At 47.0% G+C, this 20,532-nt stretch carries 18 protein-coding genes and 2 tRNA genes; 2 read left to right on the forward strand and 18 right to left on the reverse strand.

From position 1 onward, the window contains the following. Positions 1–643: 643 nt before the first annotated feature. From AAAT87_RS08240 to prmC, 11 genes are all read right to left on the reverse strand, one after another. Complete coding sequence (locus tag AAAT87_RS08240) at positions 644–2,194, reverse strand: YifB family Mg chelatase-like AAA ATPase (RefSeq protein ID WP_295025156.1); 1,551 nt, start codon at positions 2,192–2,194, stop codon at positions 644–646. Positions 2,195–2,227: 33 nt separating this feature from the next. Continuing rightward, a complete protein-coding gene (locus AAAT87_RS08245; RefSeq protein WP_349226173.1) occupies positions 2,228–3,235 on the reverse strand; it encodes a DUF4369 domain-containing protein in 1,008 nt (335 codons plus the stop codon). A gap of 22 nt (positions 3,236–3,257) precedes the next feature. Beyond that, positions 3,258–3,343 (reverse strand) — tRNA-Leu (locus AAAT87_RS08250). 17 nt (positions 3,344–3,360) lie between these two features. Beyond that, a tRNA-Gly gene (locus AAAT87_RS08255) sits at positions 3,361–3,436 on the reverse strand. 119 nt (positions 3,437–3,555) lie between these two features. Next, positions 3,556–4,170 carry a hypothetical protein gene (locus tag AAAT87_RS08260; protein WP_295025154.1) on the reverse strand — a complete coding sequence of 205 codons (615 nt, stop codon included), beginning with the start codon at positions 4,168–4,170 and terminating at the stop codon, positions 3,556–3,558. Positions 4,171–4,314: 144 nt separating this feature from the next. After that, the gene (gene argH, locus AAAT87_RS08265) at positions 4,315–5,652 is read right to left on the reverse strand and encodes an argininosuccinate lyase (protein WP_349226174.1); all 1,338 of its coding nucleotides are present in this window, start codon (positions 5,650–5,652) and stop codon (positions 4,315–4,317) included. A gap of 13 nt (positions 5,653–5,665) precedes the next feature. Further along, positions 5,666–6,127: a polyketide cyclase gene (locus tag AAAT87_RS08270; protein WP_089543321.1), complete on the reverse strand. Its 462-nt coding sequence runs from the start codon at positions 6,125–6,127 to the stop codon at positions 5,666–5,668. Positions 6,128–6,144: 17 nt separating this feature from the next. After that, the gene (pyrE, locus tag AAAT87_RS08275; protein WP_349226175.1) at positions 6,145–6,777 is read right to left on the reverse strand and encodes an orotate phosphoribosyltransferase; all 633 of its coding nucleotides are present in this window, start codon (positions 6,775–6,777) and stop codon (positions 6,145–6,147) included. A gap of 184 nt (positions 6,778–6,961) precedes the next feature. After that, on the reverse strand, positions 6,962–7,690 hold the full coding sequence (locus AAAT87_RS08280) for a ComF family protein (protein WP_349226176.1): 729 nt from the start codon (positions 7,688–7,690) through the stop codon (positions 6,962–6,964). Positions 7,691–7,819: 129 nt separating this feature from the next. Continuing rightward, complete coding sequence (locus AAAT87_RS08285) at positions 7,820–8,350, reverse strand: regulatory protein RecX (RefSeq protein WP_153091638.1); 531 nt, start codon at positions 8,348–8,350, stop codon at positions 7,820–7,822. A 141-nt stretch (positions 8,351–8,491) separates the two neighbouring features. Next, positions 8,492–9,475 (reverse strand): peptide chain release factor N(5)-glutamine methyltransferase, encoded by a 984-nt coding sequence (gene prmC, locus AAAT87_RS08290; RefSeq protein ID WP_349226177.1) that lies wholly within the window; start codon positions 9,473–9,475, stop codon positions 8,492–8,494. An 87-nt stretch (positions 9,476–9,562) separates the two neighbouring features. Here prmC and ribD point away from each other — a divergent pair, with 87 nt between their 5' ends. Both ribD and AAAT87_RS08300 read left to right on the forward strand, forming a co-directional pair. Next, the gene (gene ribD / locus AAAT87_RS08295; protein WP_349226178.1) at positions 9,563–10,600 is read left to right on the forward strand and encodes a bifunctional diaminohydroxyphosphoribosylaminopyrimidine deaminase/5-amino-6-(5-phosphoribosylamino)uracil reductase RibD; all 1,038 of its coding nucleotides are present in this window, start codon (positions 9,563–9,565) and stop codon (positions 10,598–10,600) included. A gap of 66 nt (positions 10,601–10,666) precedes the next feature. Further along, on the forward strand, positions 10,667–10,825 hold the full coding sequence (locus AAAT87_RS08300) for a hypothetical protein (RefSeq protein ID WP_187360455.1): 159 nt from the start codon (positions 10,667–10,669) through the stop codon (positions 10,823–10,825). 96 nt (positions 10,826–10,921) lie between these two features. Here the strand turns inward: AAAT87_RS08300 and AAAT87_RS08305 are convergent, their stop codons facing one another. The 7 genes from AAAT87_RS08305 to AAAT87_RS08335 form a co-directional block, all read right to left on the reverse strand. Beyond that, a complete protein-coding gene (locus tag AAAT87_RS08305; protein WP_349226179.1) occupies positions 10,922–14,215 on the reverse strand; it encodes a glycoside hydrolase family 2 TIM barrel-domain containing protein in 3,294 nt (1,097 codons plus the stop codon). A gap of 733 nt (positions 14,216–14,948) precedes the next feature. Further along, on the reverse strand, positions 14,949–15,422 hold the full coding sequence (locus tag AAAT87_RS08310; protein WP_349226180.1) for an RNase H family protein: 474 nt from the start codon (positions 15,420–15,422) through the stop codon (positions 14,949–14,951). Between the two features lie 234 nt (positions 15,423–15,656). Next, a complete protein-coding gene (gene argS / locus AAAT87_RS08315; protein WP_349226181.1) occupies positions 15,657–17,477 on the reverse strand; it encodes an arginine--tRNA ligase in 1,821 nt (606 codons plus the stop codon). 192 nt (positions 17,478–17,669) lie between these two features. Continuing rightward, positions 17,670–17,861, reverse strand: coding sequence for a hypothetical protein (locus tag AAAT87_RS08320; protein ID WP_349226182.1), 192 nt, complete (start codon positions 17,859–17,861; stop codon positions 17,670–17,672). A gap of 228 nt (positions 17,862–18,089) precedes the next feature. After that, a complete protein-coding gene (locus AAAT87_RS08325; protein WP_295025323.1) occupies positions 18,090–18,974 on the reverse strand; it encodes an alpha/beta hydrolase family protein in 885 nt (294 codons plus the stop codon). A 99-nt stretch (positions 18,975–19,073) separates the two neighbouring features. Further along, positions 19,074–19,961, reverse strand: a complete 888-nt coding sequence (locus AAAT87_RS08330; RefSeq protein ID WP_288232498.1) for a sensor histidine kinase — start codon at positions 19,959–19,961, stop codon at positions 19,074–19,076. 38 nt (positions 19,962–19,999) lie between these two features. Continuing rightward, positions 20,000–20,518 carry a response regulator gene (locus AAAT87_RS08335; protein WP_349226183.1) on the reverse strand — a complete coding sequence of 173 codons (519 nt, stop codon included), beginning with the start codon at positions 20,516–20,518 and terminating at the stop codon, positions 20,000–20,002. Positions 20,519–20,532: the final 14 nt, after the last annotated feature.

Below are 20,532 nucleotides of genomic sequence, written 5' to 3' on the forward strand. Positions count from 1 at the left end.
GGTGCAAAATTACAAAAAAATGTTGGAAATGCGGAATAATTAGGTGTCCTTTTTCTCCTTTATATATATAATTAAGGTGTAATTTCTAAAATTCAGATACTAAAAAAGGCTCTAGCTTTCCAGCCCGAGCCTTTTTTGTGCTTGCCCTTCAGGTCTTTCTGATAAGGGTAGCACAATCATTATCATTTACTATTGTCTTGAGTCTTGCTGTTTTAATAATCAATCTTCTTACCTTAATAAGTAGAAAACTTCCTCCTTTATATATCTTACTTTATATATTATAACGTGTCTTATTTTTCTTTATCGGGTGATGATTACATCACGTTCAAGTAAGCGATAACAGCCAACTCTGCGATAAGAATCGCGAAACCTACTTTCTTGATAACTTCTGTAATTCTAAAAATACTATCCATAGTCTTGAAATTTTAAAAGTTTATTTTTTGTTGTGTTATACCTACGTTGTGATAACGTCTGTTTTACGATTGCAAAGGTACGTGTTTCTCTGCTTGTAAGGGGGTAAAAATTATCTTATCGGGGTGCATTTTGTTTTTAAAATGGGGATATTTGATAGAAAATACCCCCTGTGCAATAAAAATACCCCTTCTTTAGGCGATTTTCTTATATGTTTTGGCTGATAATTATCTTAGAAGTGTCCTCTTTCTGCCCAATCTCCCCTATCTAGTGTCCGATATCCGATAGCTTCTGCCAGGTGTTGAGGTTCTACCTGCTGACTTCCGGCAAGGTCGGCAATGGTGCGGGCAACTTTCAAGATACGGTTGTAGGCACGTGCAGAAAGGGATAGTTTCTCCATTGCCATTCTGAGGAGATTGATTCCTTCCTCTGTTGGTTCCGCAAATTGATGAATCATACGTTCCGTCATCTGGGCATTACAGTGTATTCCCTTGAAATCCTTGAATCTTTCTGCCTGAATCTCTCGGGCTCTGATTACTCTTTCCCTGATTCTGGCACTTGGTTCTCCTGGGGCTGCCTTGGAGATGTCCTTGAAAGGTACAGGACTGATTTCGCACTGGATATCGATGCGGTCGAGTAACGGACCGGAAATCTTGTTCATGTAGCGTTGTATCTGTCCCGGGGTACAGACACAATGATGCGTAGGGTCACCATAGTAGCCGCAAGGACATGGGTTCATGCTTGCTACAAACATGAACGAGCAAGGGTAATCAATGGCGTATTTGGCTCTGCTGATGTTGATGTGGCGGTCTTCCAGAGGTTGGCGCAAAACTTCCAGGGTGGTTTTGTTGAACTCTGGCAATTCGTCGCAGAAAAGCACGCCATTATGGGCAAGAGATATTTCGCCGGGTTGTGGAGAAGTTCCTCCACCTACCAGTGCTACTTGCGAGATGGTATGGTGAGGCGCTCTGAAAGGGCGCTGGGCAATGAGGGATACGTTTTTGCCTAATTTGCCAGCTATGGAATGTATCTGGGTAGTTTCCAGACTTTCTGAGAGAGTAAGGGGTGGAAGAATGGAGGGGAGACGCTTTGCCATCATAGATTTTCCCGATCCGGGAGGACCTACCATGATGAGATTGTGACCGCCGGCAGCGGCTACTTCCAAGGCACGCTTCACGTTTTCCTGGCCCTTTACGTCTGCGTAATCGTAGTCGCAATGAACCTGGTTCTCGTAAAACTCCTTGCGAGTATCTACAATGGTTGGGGTGGGGGATGATTTGTCGCCAAGAAACTGTATGACATCAAAGAGGTTTTTCATTCCATAAACCTCCAGATTGTTCACAACGGCAGCTTCCCGGGCGTTTTGTTCTGGTACAATCAGACCTTTGTAGTGTTCAGACCTTGCCTTGATGGCGATAGGCAGAGCTCCCTTGATAGGTTGCAATGTGCCGTCAAGGCTCAATTCGCCCACCATCATGTATTCTTTGAGATGATCGTCGGGGATATTGCCATTGGCACCTAAAATGCCGATGGCTAAAGGAAGGTCGAAACTGCTGCCCTCCTTGCGCAGGTTGGCGGGTGCCAGGTTGATGGTAATGTCGGCTATTGGAAATTTATAGCCGCTATACTGCATGGCTGCTGCGATACGGTTACGGCTTTCCCTGACCGCTTCGTCGCCTAGGCCCGTAAGGTGATACATTACGCCTGTGTTGAGGCTGACTTCTACAGTTACAGTCGTGACTTCCAGTCCGTTGACTGCTGCACAATAGGTTTTTACTAACATAAGCTCTTTTTTAGAAGGTTAGAGCTCGCGGTATTATTTCAGCAGTTGGTCTAGTTTGTTGTATAGATCTTGCTTGTTAAGGCCTCGGGCTGTTATTTTTCCATTTTGAAGTATGATGTTGTCGGGCATTGAAGTGAGTCCCAACTTCTTCAAAGTCTTGTCTTCCAGCATTTCTCCATTGCATACTACAGCCCAGTTGATAGAGTCGCGCTTCATATTCTCCTGGCAGCTGCTCTTGCTTGCATCCAGGCAGAAGCCCATCAGCTTGAGTTTGCCTTGTGATGAGCGTTGACGCTTCTTCAACTCTCTCTGTATGTCCTGACTGTCATAATTGAATGTAGCCCAGGTATAGATGACTGCAACAGGTGAACTGGTCAGTTCTGTGCTGGAGATGAGCTTTCCTTTTGTGTCGTATGACGTGAAAGTTGGTAATTTGGTGCCAATTCCTGCGTCTTTCATTGCAGAAATCTGCTGCTTCAGTTTACCTACCTGAATATTCTTAGGCTGTTCTTTCTCCAACAGAGTAAGGAGAGAGAACGCTTTCTTGTAATCTGGTTGAGGGGTGGCAATGAAGTATTTCTTGATGAGAAAGAGGCTTACTACCGACTTTGCGTTATCTTCGATGAAGAGTTCTGCCTGTTTCTTTTCCTGTGGCGGAGTATTGCCAAGAATTGATTTGCGGAATTTGGTCATCAACTCATTGTTCTTGGTGCCCTTTACCTCCATTTCCTTCAAGTGGGAAGCATCGCCTTTCAGCTCCACAGATTCTCCTGATTCTGCGAAGATAGGTTGCTCAGAGAAATTTGGGAAAACGATCATCAGCGTACAATCGTCATGGCAGGGCATCTCGTATGTGAATCTACCGCCTACAACTTTGATGGTATCTACGCCTTCCATGCCGCCATCTGTGCTATAAACATAAAATTCACCTTGATTCATATTTAAAAATTTGCCATCAAGTTTAAAGTGACCACTACTGACACCACATGATGTTAGTAAAATCGATGAAATAAGAAATATGATGTATGCAAATTTTTTCATAAGAAAAATTTTAAGGGAGGAGTGCCGCGAGCGGGACTCGAACCCGCACAGCCATTACTGGCCAAGGGATTTTAAGTCCCTCGTGTCTACCAATTCCACCATTGCGGCATGGTAAACGTTAGAGTTGGAGCGGAAAACGGGACTCGGACCCGCGACCCCAACCTTGGCAAGGTTGTGCTCTACCAACTGAGCTATTTCCGCGTTACTTAATTTCGAGTGCAAAGGTAATATAATTTCCCGGTTCCACCAAATGGATTTACAACTTTTAAGAAAAAATACCCCATTTTTCTTCAAAAACGTGCATTTTTTCTCGTAGAACCCTAATTTCCTACGGTCAGCACGCTGCCAATACCTGTGTAGGTTACCCGATATTGCATCAGCATCTTATCTTCTTTTCCCTGTCCACCGCTTGTGATGGTGCCATTTTCAAGGCTATATACTCTTTTGCACTTGTTGCAGATGACCGATTGTCTGTTGCCTGTCCACTCCAGTGGATAGTTGGTACCGCCATATTGCAGGATGCAGTTCAGGCATTGCCTGTCCCATGCTACATAGCCATTGAAGTTGGTTGTGCCTAGGATGAAACCATTCTTGGTGGCATCCTTCAGGTCGTTTCCTGCTCCTAGATGGCTATAGTTGGCATAGTTTTCCTTGGCTGTAGAGAGGACGATGGTTTCAGTATGGTTCTTGCCATCGTTGAGGGTGGAATAGATATTCCAGGCACCATTTACCTTTTTGGCACTAATCATAGTGTAGGTGCCGGCTCCTTTGAGAGCAGTCTCAATGCTGCTTCCTGGATGGTAGATGGTTCGGAAGATAAACTGGCATGGGTATCGGGTGCTGATGCTGTTGTCTGCATCGCAGGATGCCAGAAGTGAGGAGGAAAGAATGAGACAGATACACAAAAAGGTGAAGAGCACAGCTTTTGCTGCCATTCTCTTCACCTTATTATATATATACACCTTATTATATATATGATTATATATAGATGTTTTTTCCTTCATTGAGTTCAAAAAGATTCTAATGTATTAAGAGATTTCTTTGATTTCAAGATTCTCTTTGATTTCAAGGGATATCCTTTATTTCAAGAGATTCTTTTCTGCATTCTCCATACGCTCGAAATGGAACTCAGAGAGAGTCTGCTCCATAAGTGACTGGATCTTGTCGTTGCAGAGATTGCCGATGCTTCCCTCATGGGTATGATGGATATCCTTGTTAGGCTTGAATTCTCCAGCTTCGATTTCCAATCCCACAGTCTTGTAGGCGTCACGGAAAGGCATTCCGTTGGCAGCAAGCTGGTTCACTTCCTCTACAGAGAACATTGGGTCGTAGCGAGAATCATCAAGAATATGCTCGTTGACCTCCATCTTGTTGATGATGTAGGCAGCCATCTGCAGACAGTCTTTCAACTCGTCGAAAGCTGGGAGGAATACTTCCTTGATAATCTGAAGATCACGGAAATAACCCACAGGCAGGTTGTTCATGATGAGCATAATCTGCTGTGGCAAGCTCTGGAGCTTGTTGCTCTTGGCACGAATCAGCTCGAATACGTCTGGGTTCTTCTTGTGAGGCATGATGCTTGAACCGGTGGTACACTCCTTAGGCAACTTCACGAAGCCGAAGTTCTGACAGTTGAACATGCAGGCATCGAAAGCCATCTTTGCCAGGGTTCCTGCCACGCTAGCCATCGCAAAAGCTACGTTGCGCTCCATCTTTCCTCTACCCATCTGGGCATAGACTACATTATAGTCCATGCTGTCGAAACCGAGCAGTTCGGTTGTCATGGTGCGGTTCAGAGGGAAAGAGCTGCCGTAGCCTGCTGCGCTACCCAGAGGATTGCGGTTGGTCATGCGGTAGGCTGCCTGAAGGAAGAGCATATCGTCAGCAAGTCCTTCTGCATAAGCGCCAAACCAGAGTCCGAAAGATGAAGGCATAGCCACCTGGAGGTGGGTATAGCCCGGCATCAATACGTTCTTATATTGGTTGCTCTTCTGGATCAGCTCGTCGAAGAGAATCTTGACCGCATCAACAATCTCCTTCAACTCGTGACGGGTGAAGAGCTTGAGATCTACCAAAACCTGATCATTGCGTGAGCGTCCTGAATGAATCTTTTTGCCCATATCGCCCAGTTTCTGGGTGAGCATCAATTCTACTTGGGAATGAACATCCTCCACGCCGTCTTCGATGACAAATTCGCCTTTCTCGGCGATGGCGTAGATATTCTTCAATTCTGCTAGGAGCTGGGTAAGCTCATCCTTTTCCAAAAGTCCGATGCTTTCGAGCATGGTGATGTGTGCCATACTGCCAAGCACATCGTATTTGGCGAGATAGAGATCGAGCTCACGGTCTCGACCTACGGTGAATCGTTCGATTTCCTTGTTTACTTCAAAGTTCTTTTCCCAAAGTTTATGTGCCATAATTTCTTTATTTTTAATCCTGGTAAGGAATCATCGCCAGTGCATCAGCAATCTTCTCGATGCCTTCCTGCAATGGCTTCTTCACCATACCCTTGATAAACATATTGAGCTCAGCCTTGATGGTGAGTTTCATCTTGCAAGAAAATTCTCCTGTAGGGAGCAGCTGAATCCAGAAATTGAATGGGATAGGGCTGTTCTCTGTTTCAAACTTGATGGTTTTTGGAAAATCTCTGTCGATGATGCGCATCTTGAGGTCGCCCACCATAGGAGCGTTGATAGTGATGCTGTCGCTGTCGAATCTCAGGTCCTTGAGTTTCTCCATTTCCTTTCTCTTGTCTTCAGGAATCTGGTCTTTCACCTGCTCGAAGCGATCTTTGAGCACCTGCAGGTTGTTGAGGTCGCTCAAAGTATTAAAAACAGATTCCTGCTTGTGAGGAATCTGTTTGATATTACTTTCGAATGTACTTGTACTCATTATTGATGGGTAAAAATTTACTTCTTCCAGTTAGCAGGATCCTTGCGCCACTCGTGGAGCAACTCTACGTCTTCCTGCTTGATGTAACCAGTCTCGAGAGCCTCTTCTACCACGTGCTCGTAGTCTGTAAGAGTAACCAGCTTCACGTTAGCATCAGCGAAAGCCTTCTCCGCAATAGGGAAACCGTAAGTGTAGCTAGCTACCATACCTACAATTTCGTTGCCGTTCTTGCGAAGAGCCTCTACAGCCTTGAGTGAGCTGCCGCCTGTAGAAATCAAATCCTCTACAACAACAACCTTAGCCTTAGGATTGAGCTCACCTTCGATGAGGTTCTGCATACCATGATCCTTTGGTTTAGAACGAACGTAAACGAAAGGCAAGTTCAATTCGTCTGCCACCAATGCACCCTGTGCAATAGCGCCAGTAGCTACACCTGCAACAGCGTCAGCCTCTGGGAACTGCTCCAGAATGGCGTGTACGAGTTCGAGTTTCACATAGTTGCGGAGTTCTGGGAAAGAGAGGGTCTTGCGGTTGTCACAATAGAAAGGAGACTTCCAACCAGAAGCCCAAGTGAAAGGATCGTTAGGCTGCAATTTGATAGCCTTAACCTTCAATAACTTAGATGCGAATTCTTTCTTTAGCTTGTCCATAATCATATAAGGATTAAATTATTATTATTTCTTTGCAAAGGTACTACAAAAAAACGAGTTATCCATATAAATAGGCCATTTATTATAGATTTTTTATACCTTGTGCTTGATATTGGCTTGCAAAGTGGGGGCTGGGCGGGGCTGAAGGGAAACTTTGCTGGGAAGTTGGCTAGAAATTTGGTGCTTATTCTGCAGCCCATCCTATGGTAGCGATGCTGAATTTCATCTTGCCTGCCTTCTGCAGCTCTTCGCAGCAGGAGATGAGGGTGGCGCCTGTGGTGCAGACGTCATCGACGATAAGCAGATGCTTGCCGGCAAGATCGGTGATGGGATGTTTGCCGTCTTTGTCGTGATAGGTATCTGATAGCTGGAATACATGCTTTACGTTTTCCAGTCGTTGCCATCTGTCCTTTTGGGTTTGACTTTCGGTGAAGGTTACTCGTCGGATGGCATCTGTGATAATGGGGAGATGGGTTCTTTCCTGTATTCCCCTGGCTATTTCCTCGCTCTGATTATAGCCGCGGGTCTTCCTTCTTGACTTCGTGATGGGGATAGGGATGATGGCATCTATATCCTTGAAGAAGTCTGATTCGATACCTTTGCTGGCGATGAGTCTTCCCAGATAGTTTCCGGTATCTGGACGATGATGGTATTTCAGTTTGTAGATGATGTAACTTGGATTGGAGTGGCTGTGATAATAGAAGAGGGCGACGCTTTTTTCGATAGGAATGCGCCCCCAGAACATCTTAGCCATATTGTTCTCATAGGGGGCTTCCCAGGTTGGGGTAATCGGGAGGTCCTGGAGACAGGTGGCGCATAGCATCTCCTCTGTGCCCAACAGTCGCTCATCGCAGATGGCACAGTAACGGGGAAAGAGAAAATCTATGATATTTCCTAACAGGCTGAACTTCATATTATTACATTGGACTTTGAACTTTGAACATTATGATTAGATTCTTATGTTTACATAGAACTTTAGTGAGCGTCTCCTATGCGGCTATTCTAGCCGTATGTATTCTTCTTCTCGCTAAACTTCAATACTTTAGAAGTCGTCTTCGAAATCGATGTCTCCCAGATCTTCTTCTTTCATTTTGTCGATGCATTTGTGAATCACATCCATACCATAGCCTCTGCCGAGGGCGAAGCGGATGAGTTTCATCGAGCGTTCGTAGTCGTTTTTGGCTTTGATGTTTTTGTATTTGTTTTTTAGGAGAGGAAGGAGGGTTTCCAAATACATGTCGTCCTCGATTTCTTCGAAGATTGGGTCGGAGATTTCCTTCGGGATGTGCTTCATCCAGAGAGCCTGTTCCACTTTCCTTCGGCCCCATTTATTGTATTTTATCTTGTCGTTGATAAAGAAGCGGGTGAATCGCTCGTCATCGATGAATTTCTTCTGGGTCAGGAATTCCATATTTCGGGCGATGGCATCCTCTGGGAGTTCCCACTTCTTCATCTTATCGAGCATTTCCTGCGAGCAATGTTCGGCTTGTGTGCAGAGAGTGGTGAGCTTCAGGAGTGCCTGCTGCTCTGTCATCGGCTTCTTGGGGCGCTTGGAGTTGTTATAATATTCCATAATGCATTTATGTTTTATTGGGAGGATTACAAATCCTCTGGTTTTGATAGGTCGAACCTTTTTTTACTGCGGATTGCAAATCCGCAGGGACGCCTGGCGGTGGACTTTCTGGGTAGATTTGCAATCCGCTTATCTAATAGACTATTTTATAGCTCGCATCATTCTCTTCTTTCCGAAAGCATCTTCCTTGGTTTCTATATCCTTGAAATCAAGTTTTAGCAGCATTTCCCGGGTCTCCTTTTCGTAGATAGGATTAATCTCGAAGTATAATGCTCTTCCGGATTTGAGTGCTGAAGATGCATATTCGGCGATGGCTCTGTAGAATTTCAGCGGGTCTTCATCGGGAACGAAGAGGGCGAGGCTCGGTTCGTGCTCCAGCACATTCTTTTCCATATCCGCTTTCTCCTTTTCGCAGATATAAGGAGGATTGCTCACGATGAGGTCCCATTTTGGGGTGGAAGGAGTCTTTGCTTTACCCTTGGGCTTCACAACCTCTTTATCATCGTTGCCCTTCATTTTTTCGTTATCAGTCTCTGCTGCTTTTGGCAAAGCCAATGCATCCTGATGTTCTATTCTGACATTTCCGGCTTTCATCATTTCCACATTTCCTTGTGCTATTCGGAGGGCATCTTCCGAAATATCCCATCCTGTAACCTCTGAATTAGGAATGTTGAGTCCTAATGTGATGGCAATGCAGCCGGATCCTGTGCAAATATCAAGAATCAGACTGGCGTCGTCTGTCGCCTGAGGAGAATTTCCCGAAGAATCTTCTGGAGAATCTTCCGAAGAAACGATTGATTTTTCGATCATATCCTTCTCTATCCATTGGCAGAGTTCTGCGGTTTCCGGTCTTGGAATCAGCACGCCTGGCTCCACGTGAAAGGTCCTGCCGGCAAAGTCGGCTTTGCCCAAAACATACTGCACCGGTTCGCCATTTTGCAGTCTTGTGATAATTTCTTCCAGATTTCTTCCCTCGTCTGAAGATAATTCATTAACTTTGCCGCAGATTATGTCGGTCAGAGTCATTCCGTACTTCACATCAAGCACGGTGCGGACGATAGCCTGTGCTTCGCCAGCATCATAAAGTGGGGTGAGGGATTGCCAAAGTTGCTGATACGTTTTCATCTTGATATTGCTTGTTGCGATTTGATTTGAGAGCAAAGGTACGACAATTTATCGAAAATGAGTAAGAAAAACGAAGAAAAATAGAATATGGAACGAAATAAAGTATCTTTTCTGAATCCGCTGACGGGCGAACCGCTTAGTCTGCAGGAGATAGACGAAATGTTCATGCGCCGCTGCCTGCAGTTGGCTAAGAACGGTAGGCAGAATGCGAAGCCTAATCCGATGGTGGGCGCCGTCATCGTGAGCGAAGAGGGCAGAATAATCGGCGAGGGCTATCATGTAAGATGTGGTGAGGGGCACGCTGAAGTCAATGCCTTTGCGTCTGTGAAGCCCGAAGATGAGCTTCTGCTGAAGGAAGCCACCATCTACGTGAGTCTCGAACCGTGTTCTCATTATGGCAAGACGCCTCCTTGTGCCGACCTTATCGTAAGAAAAGGTGTAAGGAGATGTGTCTGTGGCTGCGTGGATCCTTTCGCCAAGGTGCAGGGTCGTGGGATCCGGAAGATTCGTGAGGCAGGCATCGAGGTAACGGTGGGTGTTCTAGAGGCGGAATGCCTAGAACTGAACAAGCGCTTCATCACCTTCAATACCCATCAGCGACCATACATCATCCTGAAATGGGCGCAGACTGCGAATGGTTTTCTGGATAATAATTATCAGGAAATGGCGATTTCGTCGCCATTTACCAAGATGCTTTCGCATAAGCTTCGTGCCGAGAACGATGCCATCCTGGTGGGTAGAATCACCGATGAACGTGACCATAGCCAGCTCAACGTGAGAGACTGGAGCGGCAAGGATCCGATGCGACTGGTTATCGACCGCCATCATCCTTGTTTCGAGGGTTTGGATTTCTCCAAGGGTAAGGAAGAGGTATTGAAGCAGATGATGCAGTACCTATATAATAATAAGGTGCAATCGCTGATAGTAGAAGGTGGAGCCATCACCCATCAGGCTTTCCTCGATGCCGGATTATGGGATGAAATCAGGGTAGAAACATCTTTATCCACAGATGTGGAAAACGTGGTAACTGCCGGAACTGCAGCGCCAAAGCTTCCTCATAATATACGGTTAGTGAGCCATGAGGCGTATGATGGAAACGTCATCAATATCTATGAACGCCAATAGTTTCATAGAAGCCCCAAAGCTAATCATAAAGTTCAAAGTTCAACATTCAAAGTTCAAAGTAAAGAAATGAGCAATAGATTTACATCGCGCCTGAGCGATAACGACGATTTCAAGCGAGACGAGTTGATTCGCAAGATAGAGCACGCCGTGGAGCACATGACGCTCGCTGAACTGGAAGCCCTGTCGTATGACATGTTTACCAAGGGCTACATCCAGGATTACTAAACATTCAAACATAAGAATAAGACAAGATATAAAAAAAGGTGGGTGCTACAACAATTTGTGTAGCACCCACCTTTTTTTATATCTTATTCTATTTCCTTATTTCGCCATCGGAGTGAAGCGCAAGGTGAACTCATGAGCTCCTGTTGGAGTCATGTACTGTGGCAGACAAGAATCACCACCACAGCTGCGGTTACCAATGCCACGCTGCCAGAAATCGAAGTGAGCGAAAATCTGGTTAGAGCGTACCAGGTCGTAAGGATGCTTGCCACCATAGAATACGTCGTAGTTGAACTGGGCATCATCGAAGTGAGACAACGAGAAGGCTACCATGCCCTCGGTGGTAATCTGCAACTTCGTGCTGTTGTTGTCCAATGTCAACTGGCGGAGGCCCTGGCGGTCGCCCATGGTCTGAGGAGCACTCTGCTCTTCGAACATGCCATCCACGGTGGTCTTGTACAAACCTAACAGCGAACCTCTCTGGCGGTCGATGTAGTTGCTCCAAGGACCCTTGGCATAATACTCCACGTTCTCGAAACCAGGAGCAAACTGCATGGCAATACCAATTTTTCGGGTTTCCTCAGAAGAATTGTTGGTTGTTACCTTCATATCCACGGTTCCGTTAGGATAGATGATGTAAGCAATCTGGTGAGTATCCTTACCGTTGGTAACGGCAGTTTCCACAACCACGTTCTTGCCCTGCTTCTTAGGAGCCTTCACCATCATCTTCTTGCCGGTGAGTGCACCCTCTTCCTTATTCTCGTTCTCGGCAACACCACCTGTAGCACCCAGGTTCACGTTATCGTTGGCAATGCGGCGGAAACCGTTGAAGTCAGGACCTGCGTTAGGCTGAACGAGCTGGGTATTGCGATAAGTCCAGTTGGCGAGGGTTCCATCCTCTGCGAATGTGATGCTGAAGTCGTTGCCGGTGATGGTGTTATCCTTCACCTTCAGCTTGCCCTTCTCCTCGATAGCTGGCAATTTGCCATGGTCTTTCTGCACGAAGGTAGGGTCGGCTACAGATGTGCCTGCTACATTCTCTGCAGAAAGCTTGAACTGCTGCTGAGCCATCTCATAACCCTGCTTGCTCCAGGAAGTTGACTTCTTCAGAACGAGGCTGAAGGTGATGACATACTCCGCCTTATCATCTACAGCGGTGGTGTATGGGATGTTGATGTCGCAGGTCTTGCCTGGCAATACAGATGGGATAGCCACCTGGTTTTTCTCTACAGAAACGCCATTGCGGAGCACCTCGTAGCTGAGATCATAGACATCAGCCAGATTGGTGAATGCGCACTTGTTCTTCAAGGTGAGTACGCGGCTGTAGAAAGATTCGAAGTTCACATCTCTATAAACATACTTCACCTCGGTGAGCTTAGCTGTCCACTCTCTTCCTGGAGTAATGATACCGTTGCTCATGAAGTCGCCCTGGAATCCTCTGTAACCGTTGTTCATCTTGGTGTAGTCGTAACCGGATGTGTAGTAGTGGAGTCCGGTCTTAGGATCCTTCAAAGGAAGTCCCTTGCGGATGCGGCGTGTATCGTAGATTCCCTGGTCAACCCAGTCCCAGATGCAGCCACCGGTAATACCTGTACTTGCCTCGATGAGATCCCAGTATTCCTGCAGGTTACCTACAGCCTGACCCATGGCATGAGCATACTCACAGATGAAGTAAGGCTTGTCGTTGAGGCCGTTCATCTGCTTCTTCACTACCTCGATTCTTGGATACATGTCTGAACCGAAGTCTGAGTACTTGGCACCGTGATTGTAACCCTCGTAGTGAACCCAAGCATCGCGACCAGGCAGGAGTTCCTTCACCTTATCGTAGGTAGCCTGGAAGTTGTCGCCACCGCCCGACTCGTTACCGAGCGACCAGAATACCACGCTAGGATGGTTGCGGTCTCTCAACACCATGCGTTCTGTGCGATCAACGTAGGCTGCGCGCCAGGTAGGGTTGTTTGAGAGAGATTGGTTGTTGTGGCACTCTACGTCAGCCTCATCCATACAGTATAATCCGTAGTAGTCGAACATGGCATACATCTTAGCCTGACGAGGATAGTGGCTGGTACGAACGGTGTTCACATTGGCCTGTTTCATCAGAATCACGTCGCGAAGCATGGTTTTCACGTCGATGGCGTGACCATAGAGTGGATGAATATCCTGGGTGTTGACACCCTTGAAGAATACTCGCTTGCCGTTTACATAAACCAGTTTATCCTTGATGGTCACCTCTCTGAAACCGTATTTGGTAGAGAATACCATCTCTTCCTGGTCGCCTGCCTTCTGGCGAACGATAACGGTATAGAGATTAGGCTGCTCTGAGGTCCAGGCCTTCAGACCGGTGAGGTTGTCGATGCTAAGGCGACAGTTCTTCTGAGCATCCTTGGCAGTCATGGCAACCTGAGCAGACTGCTTGGCAACAGACTTGCCCTGTGGGTCGAGGAGTTCAATCTCCAGCGTCTTCTCAGATTTCTCCTTGGCTGCATTATCGATGGTCAGGTCAACATTCAGGTTGCCTGATGTGTAATCCTTGTTCAGGGCAGATGTGATGTAATGGTCTGCTACGAAGGTCTTTGGAGTAGCTACGAGATAAACATCGCGGTGAATACCACCGAGGTGCCACATATCCTGTCCCTCCAGGTAAGAGCCGTCGCTCCAGCGGTAAACGCGTACAGATACGTTGTTGTCGCCCTTGCGGACGAGGTTGGTCACATCGAAGTCAGCATCGGTATTGGCTCCCTGTGAATAGCCGGCATACTTACCGTTTACCCAAACCACGATGGCGCTGCAGGCACCGTCGAAGTGCAGGAACACACGCTTGCCAGTTTCCCAACCCTCAGGCAGGTTGAAGTTACGGCGATAAGAACCTACCGGATTCTTGTCGAAGTTATCCTTGAAGGCTGTGATGAATGGCGGTTTGTTCTCGAAAGGATAGCCCACATTATTATATACAGGCACATCATATCCCGCCATCTCCCAGTTGAGAGGTACCTGGAGCTCCTTCCAGGAAGAAACGTCTGCGTTGTCAGCCCAGAAATCATCCTTTTCTGGCTTGCCCTGCTTCCAGTCGGCTGTGTAGTGAAATTTCCACTTTCCGTTGAGCAGAAGGTAGTTGGCGTGCTTAGGAGTGAGCCATGGGAATTTGAAGTAATCGTCCTTCTGCATGGTGGCAGTAGAGGAATAAGGCACGAAAGTAGCGTGCGCCTTTTCCTTGCGATCCTCAAACTTAGTTTCGTCTTCTACCCATTTGTCGGTAAATGGACAGACGTCAACTTTGGTTTCCACCACCTTCTTCACCTTTTTCTTGGTGTGTCTAGGTTGTGCAATAGCTGATGCGCTGAAGAGGAAGGTCAATGCAACCGCAGCTCCCCAAAATAAATGTTTTTGTTTCATTGTCTGGTTGAATTATTAATAATTACAAGTTAGCTAGTTATGAATCTGTTTAGATTTGGTGCAAATTTACGATTAATTCCTGAAACCTCCAAATTATTTTTGTATTTTCGTATCCTGGAGGATAAAATAACAGTCCTAGTCCTTTTGGGGGCTTCATTGATGACCGGCGTCTGCCATCATTTAAGCCTCCGGCGGGTCTTAATAGACGACCGTCTTTTAGACACAGATGACTTCTCTTTCGATAGCCGGTGCAGAGAAACAAAATTTTTGAGCCGAATGCAAGCCACTTTCAAAAATACTCTTCACTCTTCACTGGAATGGCATAAATATCTGTAGCTTAGAAACTTGCACGGGTGAAGAGTGGTGCGCCACTCTTCACCTCTCTTCACCCACTCTTCACCCGGAAAATCTGCGAAATCTGCGAAATCTGCGTGACTTTCTTCAAAGACCGAGCAGGTCGATTTTTCATTTAATTTTCGTGCGTAATCCGAAGATAAAGGGGTGAAGAGTGGTGAAGAGTGATGCGCCACTCTTCACCTCTCGCAACCCCAGTGTTTATCGGGGTTTCAGCCGATTTGGTGAAGAGTGAAGAGTAAAAAAGAGAGTGGTTGTTTTACCAGCTCCCGACGTATCGTTTTGTGCCTGGCAATGGCAGTTTATTGCCCTGGTAAGGGGCAATGTTGTGCCATAGTGAGGCAATAATCGATACAAACCGCTTTATGCATCGTCAGTATTAGCCTTTTCTTCCGAAATCGGCTGGAATCTCGCCCCATTTCTTCGTTTCCCATTTAAAGATAGGGACGGTGATGGGGTGGGTGCGGAGCCAGTTTTCGGCACGGGCGATGACCTGATAGAGCTGCTCGGTTTGAGGAGTGCGCTCCAGTTTGGTCTTGCATTGTTTCTTGTTTACCCAGAGCTGGGCATTTACGCTGTCGCTGTAGATTACCTTGTCGGTAATGCCTTTCTGGTCCATCAGGGCGAGGGCGTGGACGATGGCGAGGAACTCGCCGATGTTGTTGGTGCCGTGGATAGGACCATAGTGGAAAACCTGTGCACCAGTCTGAAGATCAATGCATTGGTATTCCATGGGACCGGGATTTCCGGAGCAGGCTGCATCCACAGCCCAGGCGTTCGCCTTCACCTCATTGGGCAAAGGCAAGACTGTATCGTTTCTCCATGAAGGAGGATTTACTGGCATTTTACTCATTTGCGTTTCTTTTATTTGATAGATGATTTGTGTTTTACAGAGCCGCATACGAGAGTTCTGTATTGGTATTACTGACCTATATAAAAAAGAAATGAGCAAGCCCCAAAGTCTGGCTCTGGGGATGCTCATTATTTGTCAATAGTCAATATTCAATTTTTAAATTGTAGGTTAATTATATCTTGAGAAGTTTTTCAGGAGTGCTATACTCCTGATAACTTCTAATTACCTAAAATTTTACATTCTTTCAGGAACCTCGATGCCGAGCAGAGCCATACCATTTTTCAGAATCTTGGCAACATTGGCTGCGAGAACCAGGCGGGTAATCTTCTCTGCCTCGCTCTCAGCATTCAGAATGCTGTAGTCGTGATAGAACTGGTTGAACTCCTTGGTCAGCTCGTAGCAGTAGTTGGCAATGCCACCAGGGTTGTAGTTGTTGCCGGCATCGGCTACGGCTGCAGCGAAGTCGTTCATCTTCTGGATGAGGTCGATCTCCTTCTCGTTGATAGGAGCATCAGCGCCCAACTCTGCAGGAATCTCAATGCCCTCGGCAGCAGCCTTACGCATGATGCTGCGGATACGAGCGTAGGTGTACTGGATGAAAGGACCTGTGTTACCGTTGAAGTCGATACTCTCCTCTGGGTTGAAGAGCATGTTCTTGCGGGCATCTACCTTGAGGATGAAGTACTTCAACGCTCCGAGACCCACGATACGTGAAATCTCCTGGCGCTCTTCCTCGCTCATGTCCTTGAACTTGCCAAGCTCATCGCTTGTCTGGCGAGCATCCTTGATCATCTCTGCCATCAGGTCATCTGCATCTACTACGGTTCCCTCGCGGCTCTTCATCTTACCGTTAGGCAGCTCTACCATTCCGTAAGAGAAGTGAACCAAGTCCTTACCCCACTTGAAGCCGAGGCGGTCGAGCAGGATAGAGAGCACCTGGAAGTGGTAGTTCTGCTCGTTACCTACTACGTAGATCATCTTGTCGATAGGGAAGTCCTTGAAGCGGAGGTCGGCAGTACCGATGTCCTGAGTCATATAAACAGAAGTACCGTCAGAACGGAGCAGGAGCTTCTGGTCGAGGCCCTCGTTGGTGAGGTCAGCCCAAACAGAGTTGTCGTCCTTGCGGAAGAAGAGACCCTTCTCCAATCCTTCCTCTACCTTCTTCTTACCCTCGAGGTAAGTATTTGACTCATAATATATCTTGTCGAAACTTACACCCATCATCTTGTAAGTTTCATCGAAGCCAGCGTAAACCCAGCTGTTCATCTTCTGCCAGAGAGCGCGAACCTCAGGGTCGTTGTTTTCCCACTTCACGAGCATTTCGTGAGCCTCCTTGATCAATGGAGCCTCTGCCTTTGCTTTCTCTGTGGCAGCTTCTTCTTCCATGCCCTCCTTCATGTACTGAGCCTTGAGCTCTGCGATTTCCTCACGATAGTGCTTGTCGAAGGCTACATAGTAGTCGCCGATGAGGTGGTCGCCCTTCTTGCCGGAAGTCTCAGGAGTTTCGCCATTGCCCCACTTGAGCCAGGCGAGCATAGATTTACAGATGTGGATACCACGGTCGTTAACGATGTTTGTCTTGATAACCTTGTTGCCGTTGGCCTTCATAATCTGGGCCAATGACCAGCCGAGGAGGTTGTTGCGCACGTGACCGAGGTGGAGAGGCTTGTTGGTGTTAGGAGAAGAGTACTCGATCATGACGAGCGGGCTATTCTCAGTAACAGGCTTCTCGCCGAACTTAGGGTCAGCGTTGATGGTGTTCAAGAGTCCTACCCAAGCGGCAGGAGCGATAGAAAGGTTGAGGAAACCCTTAACCACGTTGAAGTCTGCGATAACGTTAGCGCAGTTCTCCTTCAGGTAGTCACCAATCTCGAGTGCAGTTCTCTCAGGAGTCTTCTTCGACATTTTGAGGAATGGGAATACGACGAGGGTAAGGTTACCTTCGAAATTACTCTTGGTCTTCTGCAGGGCTACCATCTTTTCAGGTACGTCCTGACCATAAAGCTCCTTCACCGCCGCGATGACAGAGCTGATGATTTCGTTTTCTATCTTCATTATCTTTATATCTTTTTTACCGGTAAAAAATCTATTTATTTATAGCTTGTCGATGGGGGAAAAATAGTTACCCTTATCGCTTAATCGGCTGCAAATTTACAAATAATAATTGAATTGTGCAAAGAAAACGACTTGTTTCTTTGCACAATACATAAAAATATCTCATCTGCGTAGGCTCTTGCTTGGTATCTCTTAACCTTCGAGGATGATGTCTGCCACGTCCTGAGGTGTATTCCAGAGGATACCATCTTGCAGCTCATCGTCGGTAAATCCATTGAGAGCCTCGGTAGCTTCCTTCTCGCTGAGCGCAGGAGTACCGTCTTCGTTCTTAGCATCGAGCAGTGCCTGTAAGATAGCAGCTCTGTATTCTTCTATTGTCATCATTCGTTTTGTTGTAAAGTTTAATGTGTTATTTTATATTTTCTGTTATAACTTACTTAATGCTGTTTTACAATTTATCTAATAATACTTTTGTCATAATGACAATGCAAAAATAAACAATTATCCACAAATAGCCATAATTATTTTGCTAAAAAAATAAAAAGCCCTCAACATATAGTGGATTGTACTATATGTTGAGGACTTTTATGCTATTGCTGGTAAATGGATGTTTTACTTCAAAACTTTAGCCAAGAAATCGCTGGCGATATGAGCGGCTTGCTCTTCCTGACCGCCGAATCCGTGGTCGGCATCGGTCATCAAGTGCCATTCGCTCTTCTTGTTCAGATAGTGGAAACGCTGACCATAGGTGTAAGGCACTACTCGGTCGGCATCGCCATGCAGGATGCACTCGGCTCCGTGGTAGTTCTTGGCCGTCTCGTAGATAGGCAGAGTGGTGGCTGTGCGGATATAGTTGCCACCCAGGGCCTTGCCGTCCCACATCTCTATCTTGGCTGGAGGATTCTTGGGGTCGTACATCTTGCCGAATGTATTGCCACGCAGGGCATCGTCACGGAGCACGGCGGCAGGGGCAAGGAGCACCACGGCTTGTATCTTCTTGATATCCTTGTCAGCTTGTGCGACTAGCTGTCCGCTGGTCATGGCTGTAACCACGCCACCTTGTGAGTGGCCGCCCATCGCAATCTTGTTCACCCAAGGCAGCGAGGAGGCATAGCGCAAGATGCACTTGGCATCTTCTATCTCATTCAGTACGGTCATATCCTCAAATTTTCCCTCGCTCTTGCCATGGCCATTGAAGTCGAATCTGATCACGGCAATGCCTTTCTTGTTGAGGCTGTCTACGAGGCAGTCGAAGAGTTTTCCCTCCTTATTGCCGCCAAATCCATGGCAGAGCACGAGGAGCGGAGTCTTCTTGCCTGCCTTCGTTTTGGCCTTTGCTTGGCTTCCGTTGCCATTGGCTGCATCATTGTCTGGACGCTGGATGACTACATCGAGTTTGCCATGGTCGCCCTGCACGGTGGTATGCTCGGTTGAGGCTACTGCGCCGAGTGAGAACAGGGCGCAAGCGGTAAAGATAATTGTTTTTAGATTCTTCATATTGTATGTTATTATTTTATTTGTAAGTTTCGCTTGCAAAAGTACATAAAAGCCTTGAAACCACCAAAAGTTTTTGTTTCATCTTCTTTATTATATATTTCATTCCATCCGGAATGTTACATGATAGCCTGCCACATTGTGCTCGGCAAGGGAGAGATTGATGGATTGCATCATCAGCATCTGGCGGGAGATGGAGAGGCCGATGCCCGAACCTGATGGCTTGGTGGAGAAGAAGGGGATGAACATCTCCTTTGCCACATCGGCAGGGATGGGGTCGCCATTGTTGCTGAAATAGATGCCTGAGAATTGTGAACTCTCGATGCTCTCTGGATGTTTGTGGAAGCATCGAATGTCGATGGCTGAGGCGTGAGCCTCGATGGCATTCTTGGTCAGATTGATAAATACCTGGCGCAGCATGTTCTTGTCGGCAGACCAGGTGGCATCTTCGGGGATATGGATGTGCCATTCTATCTGAGGATAGAGCGGCTTGATGCCTTCCACGAAATCCTTGAGTGGAATGTTCTCGATGACAGGATTTTGTAGCTGGGTGAGCTTGCGATAGCTGTCCACAAAACTGGTGAGCGATTTGCTGGTATCTCGAATGGCTCGGATGCCTTCCTCATAGGACGAACCTTGGATGTCGGGATTGCTAAGATAGGCTTGGCAGATGCTGGAGATGGGGGCGGTGGCATTCATAATCTCATGGGTGAGCACACGGGTTAGCCTTTGCCAAGATTCCACCTCATGCTGCGCCACCAGTCTGCCGATGTCGTTCTCCATGTCGTTGAGGGCTTGCTGCAAGGCTCGTTCTCCAAAGAGTAATCCCTTGGTGGATAGGCGGAAGGAGTAATCGCCATTGCGAATAGCCTCTTGCATCAAGAAGGCACGGCTCTTCAGGTTGCGCTGGTGACGCAAGAAGAGATAGATGATACCTCCTATGACGAGGAGTATGATACCTATTATATATATGTGGAAAATGGTGTTCATATCAGATGCTTATAATCATGAATGATTGTGATAAAGAATTATCGCTTGAGCTTGGCATAAAGCGTTTGGCGAGTGATGCCGAGCATTTCGGCTGCACGCGAGATGTTGCCGTGGCATTTATCCACTACCTTCCGGATGTAATCGTTCTCGAAATTCTCCAAAGTTGCCACTTCCGTATTGTTGTCGATGGCATCCTTGAGCACCCTTATCAGTTCGTCATTATCCCAGGGTTTGGTGACGAAATCGGCGGCTCCGCTTTTCAATCCCTTGATGGCTAGCTGCACGTCGGCAAAGGCGGTGATGAGTACCACGGGGATGTGGGCGTGGAGCCGGCGGAAGGTGCGGAGCCAGAGCAAGCCGTCCTGACCGCTGTTTACGCCAAGTGAGAAGTTCATGTCGAGCAGGATGAGATCTACCTGCTCCTGTTGCAGCAACATGGGGGCTGTATCGGGGCGGGGCAGGGTGAGAATCCGTTCGAACGTATAGCTCAGACAGATCTTCAGCGCCGTGAGTATCGACGGATTATCGTCGATGACAAGAAGGGTTCCGTATTTCATATCTTTTATTTTTT

It is taken from the genome of Segatella sinensis (assembly GCF_040095255.1).
In the GTDB taxonomy this organism is placed as follows: Bacteria; Bacteroidota; Bacteroidia; order Bacteroidales; family Bacteroidaceae; genus Prevotella; species Prevotella sinensis.

Bases quoted from the DNA above. Each gene is read 5' to 3' on its own strand.
- AAAT87_RS08305 (WP_349226179.1), bottom strand. From the start codon at position 14,215: ATGAAACAAAAACATTTATTTTGGGGAGCTGCGGTTGCATTGACCTTC.
- AAAT87_RS08285 (WP_153091638.1), bottom strand. From the start codon at position 8,350: ATGGAATATTATAACAACTCCAAGCGCCCCAAGAAGCCGATGACAGAG.
- AAAT87_RS08240 (WP_295025156.1), bottom strand. From the start codon at position 2,194: ATGTTAGTAAAAACCTATTGTGCAGCAGTCAACGGACTGGAAGTCACG.
- AAAT87_RS08245 (WP_349226173.1), bottom strand. From the start codon at position 3,235: ATGAAAAAATTTGCATACATCATATTTCTTATTTCATCGATTTTACTA.
- AAAT87_RS08300 (WP_187360455.1), top strand. From the start codon at position 10,667: ATGAGCAATAGATTTACATCGCGCCTGAGCGATAACGACGATTTCAAG.
- ribD (WP_349226178.1), top strand. From the start codon at position 9,563: ATGGAACGAAATAAAGTATCTTTTCTGAATCCGCTGACGGGCGAACCG.
- AAAT87_RS08310 (WP_349226180.1), bottom strand. From the start codon at position 15,422: ATGAGTAAAATGCCAGTAAATCCTCCTTCATGGAGAAACGATACAGTC.
- AAAT87_RS08320 (WP_349226182.1), bottom strand. From the start codon at position 17,861: ATGATGACAATAGAAGAATACAGAGCTGCTATCTTACAGGCACTGCTC.
- pyrE (WP_349226175.1), bottom strand. From the start codon at position 6,777: ATGGACAAGCTAAAGAAAGAATTCGCATCTAAGTTATTGAAGGTTAAG.
- AAAT87_RS08325 (WP_295025323.1), bottom strand. From the start codon at position 18,974: ATGAAGAATCTAAAAACAATTATCTTTACCGCTTGCGCCCTGTTCTCA.
- argH (WP_349226174.1), bottom strand. From the start codon at position 5,652: ATGGCACATAAACTTTGGGAAAAGAACTTTGAAGTAAACAAGGAAATC.
- AAAT87_RS08270 (WP_089543321.1), bottom strand. From the start codon at position 6,127: ATGAGTACAAGTACATTCGAAAGTAATATCAAACAGATTCCTCACAAG.
- AAAT87_RS08260 (WP_295025154.1), bottom strand. From the start codon at position 4,170: ATGGCAGCAAAAGCTGTGCTCTTCACCTTTTTGTGTATCTGTCTCATT.
- AAAT87_RS08330 (WP_288232498.1), bottom strand. From the start codon at position 19,961: ATGAACACCATTTTCCACATATATATAATAGGTATCATACTCCTCGTC.
- prmC (WP_349226177.1), bottom strand. From the start codon at position 9,475: ATGAAAACGTATCAGCAACTTTGGCAATCCCTCACCCCACTTTATGAT.
- AAAT87_RS08335 (WP_349226183.1), bottom strand. From the start codon at position 20,518: ATGAAATACGGAACCCTTCTTGTCATCGACGATAATCCGTCGATACTC.
- argS (WP_349226181.1), bottom strand. From the start codon at position 17,477: ATGAAGATAGAAAACGAAATCATCAGCTCTGTCATCGCGGCGGTGAAG.
- AAAT87_RS08280 (WP_349226176.1), bottom strand. From the start codon at position 7,690: ATGAAGTTCAGCCTGTTAGGAAATATCATAGATTTTCTCTTTCCCCGT.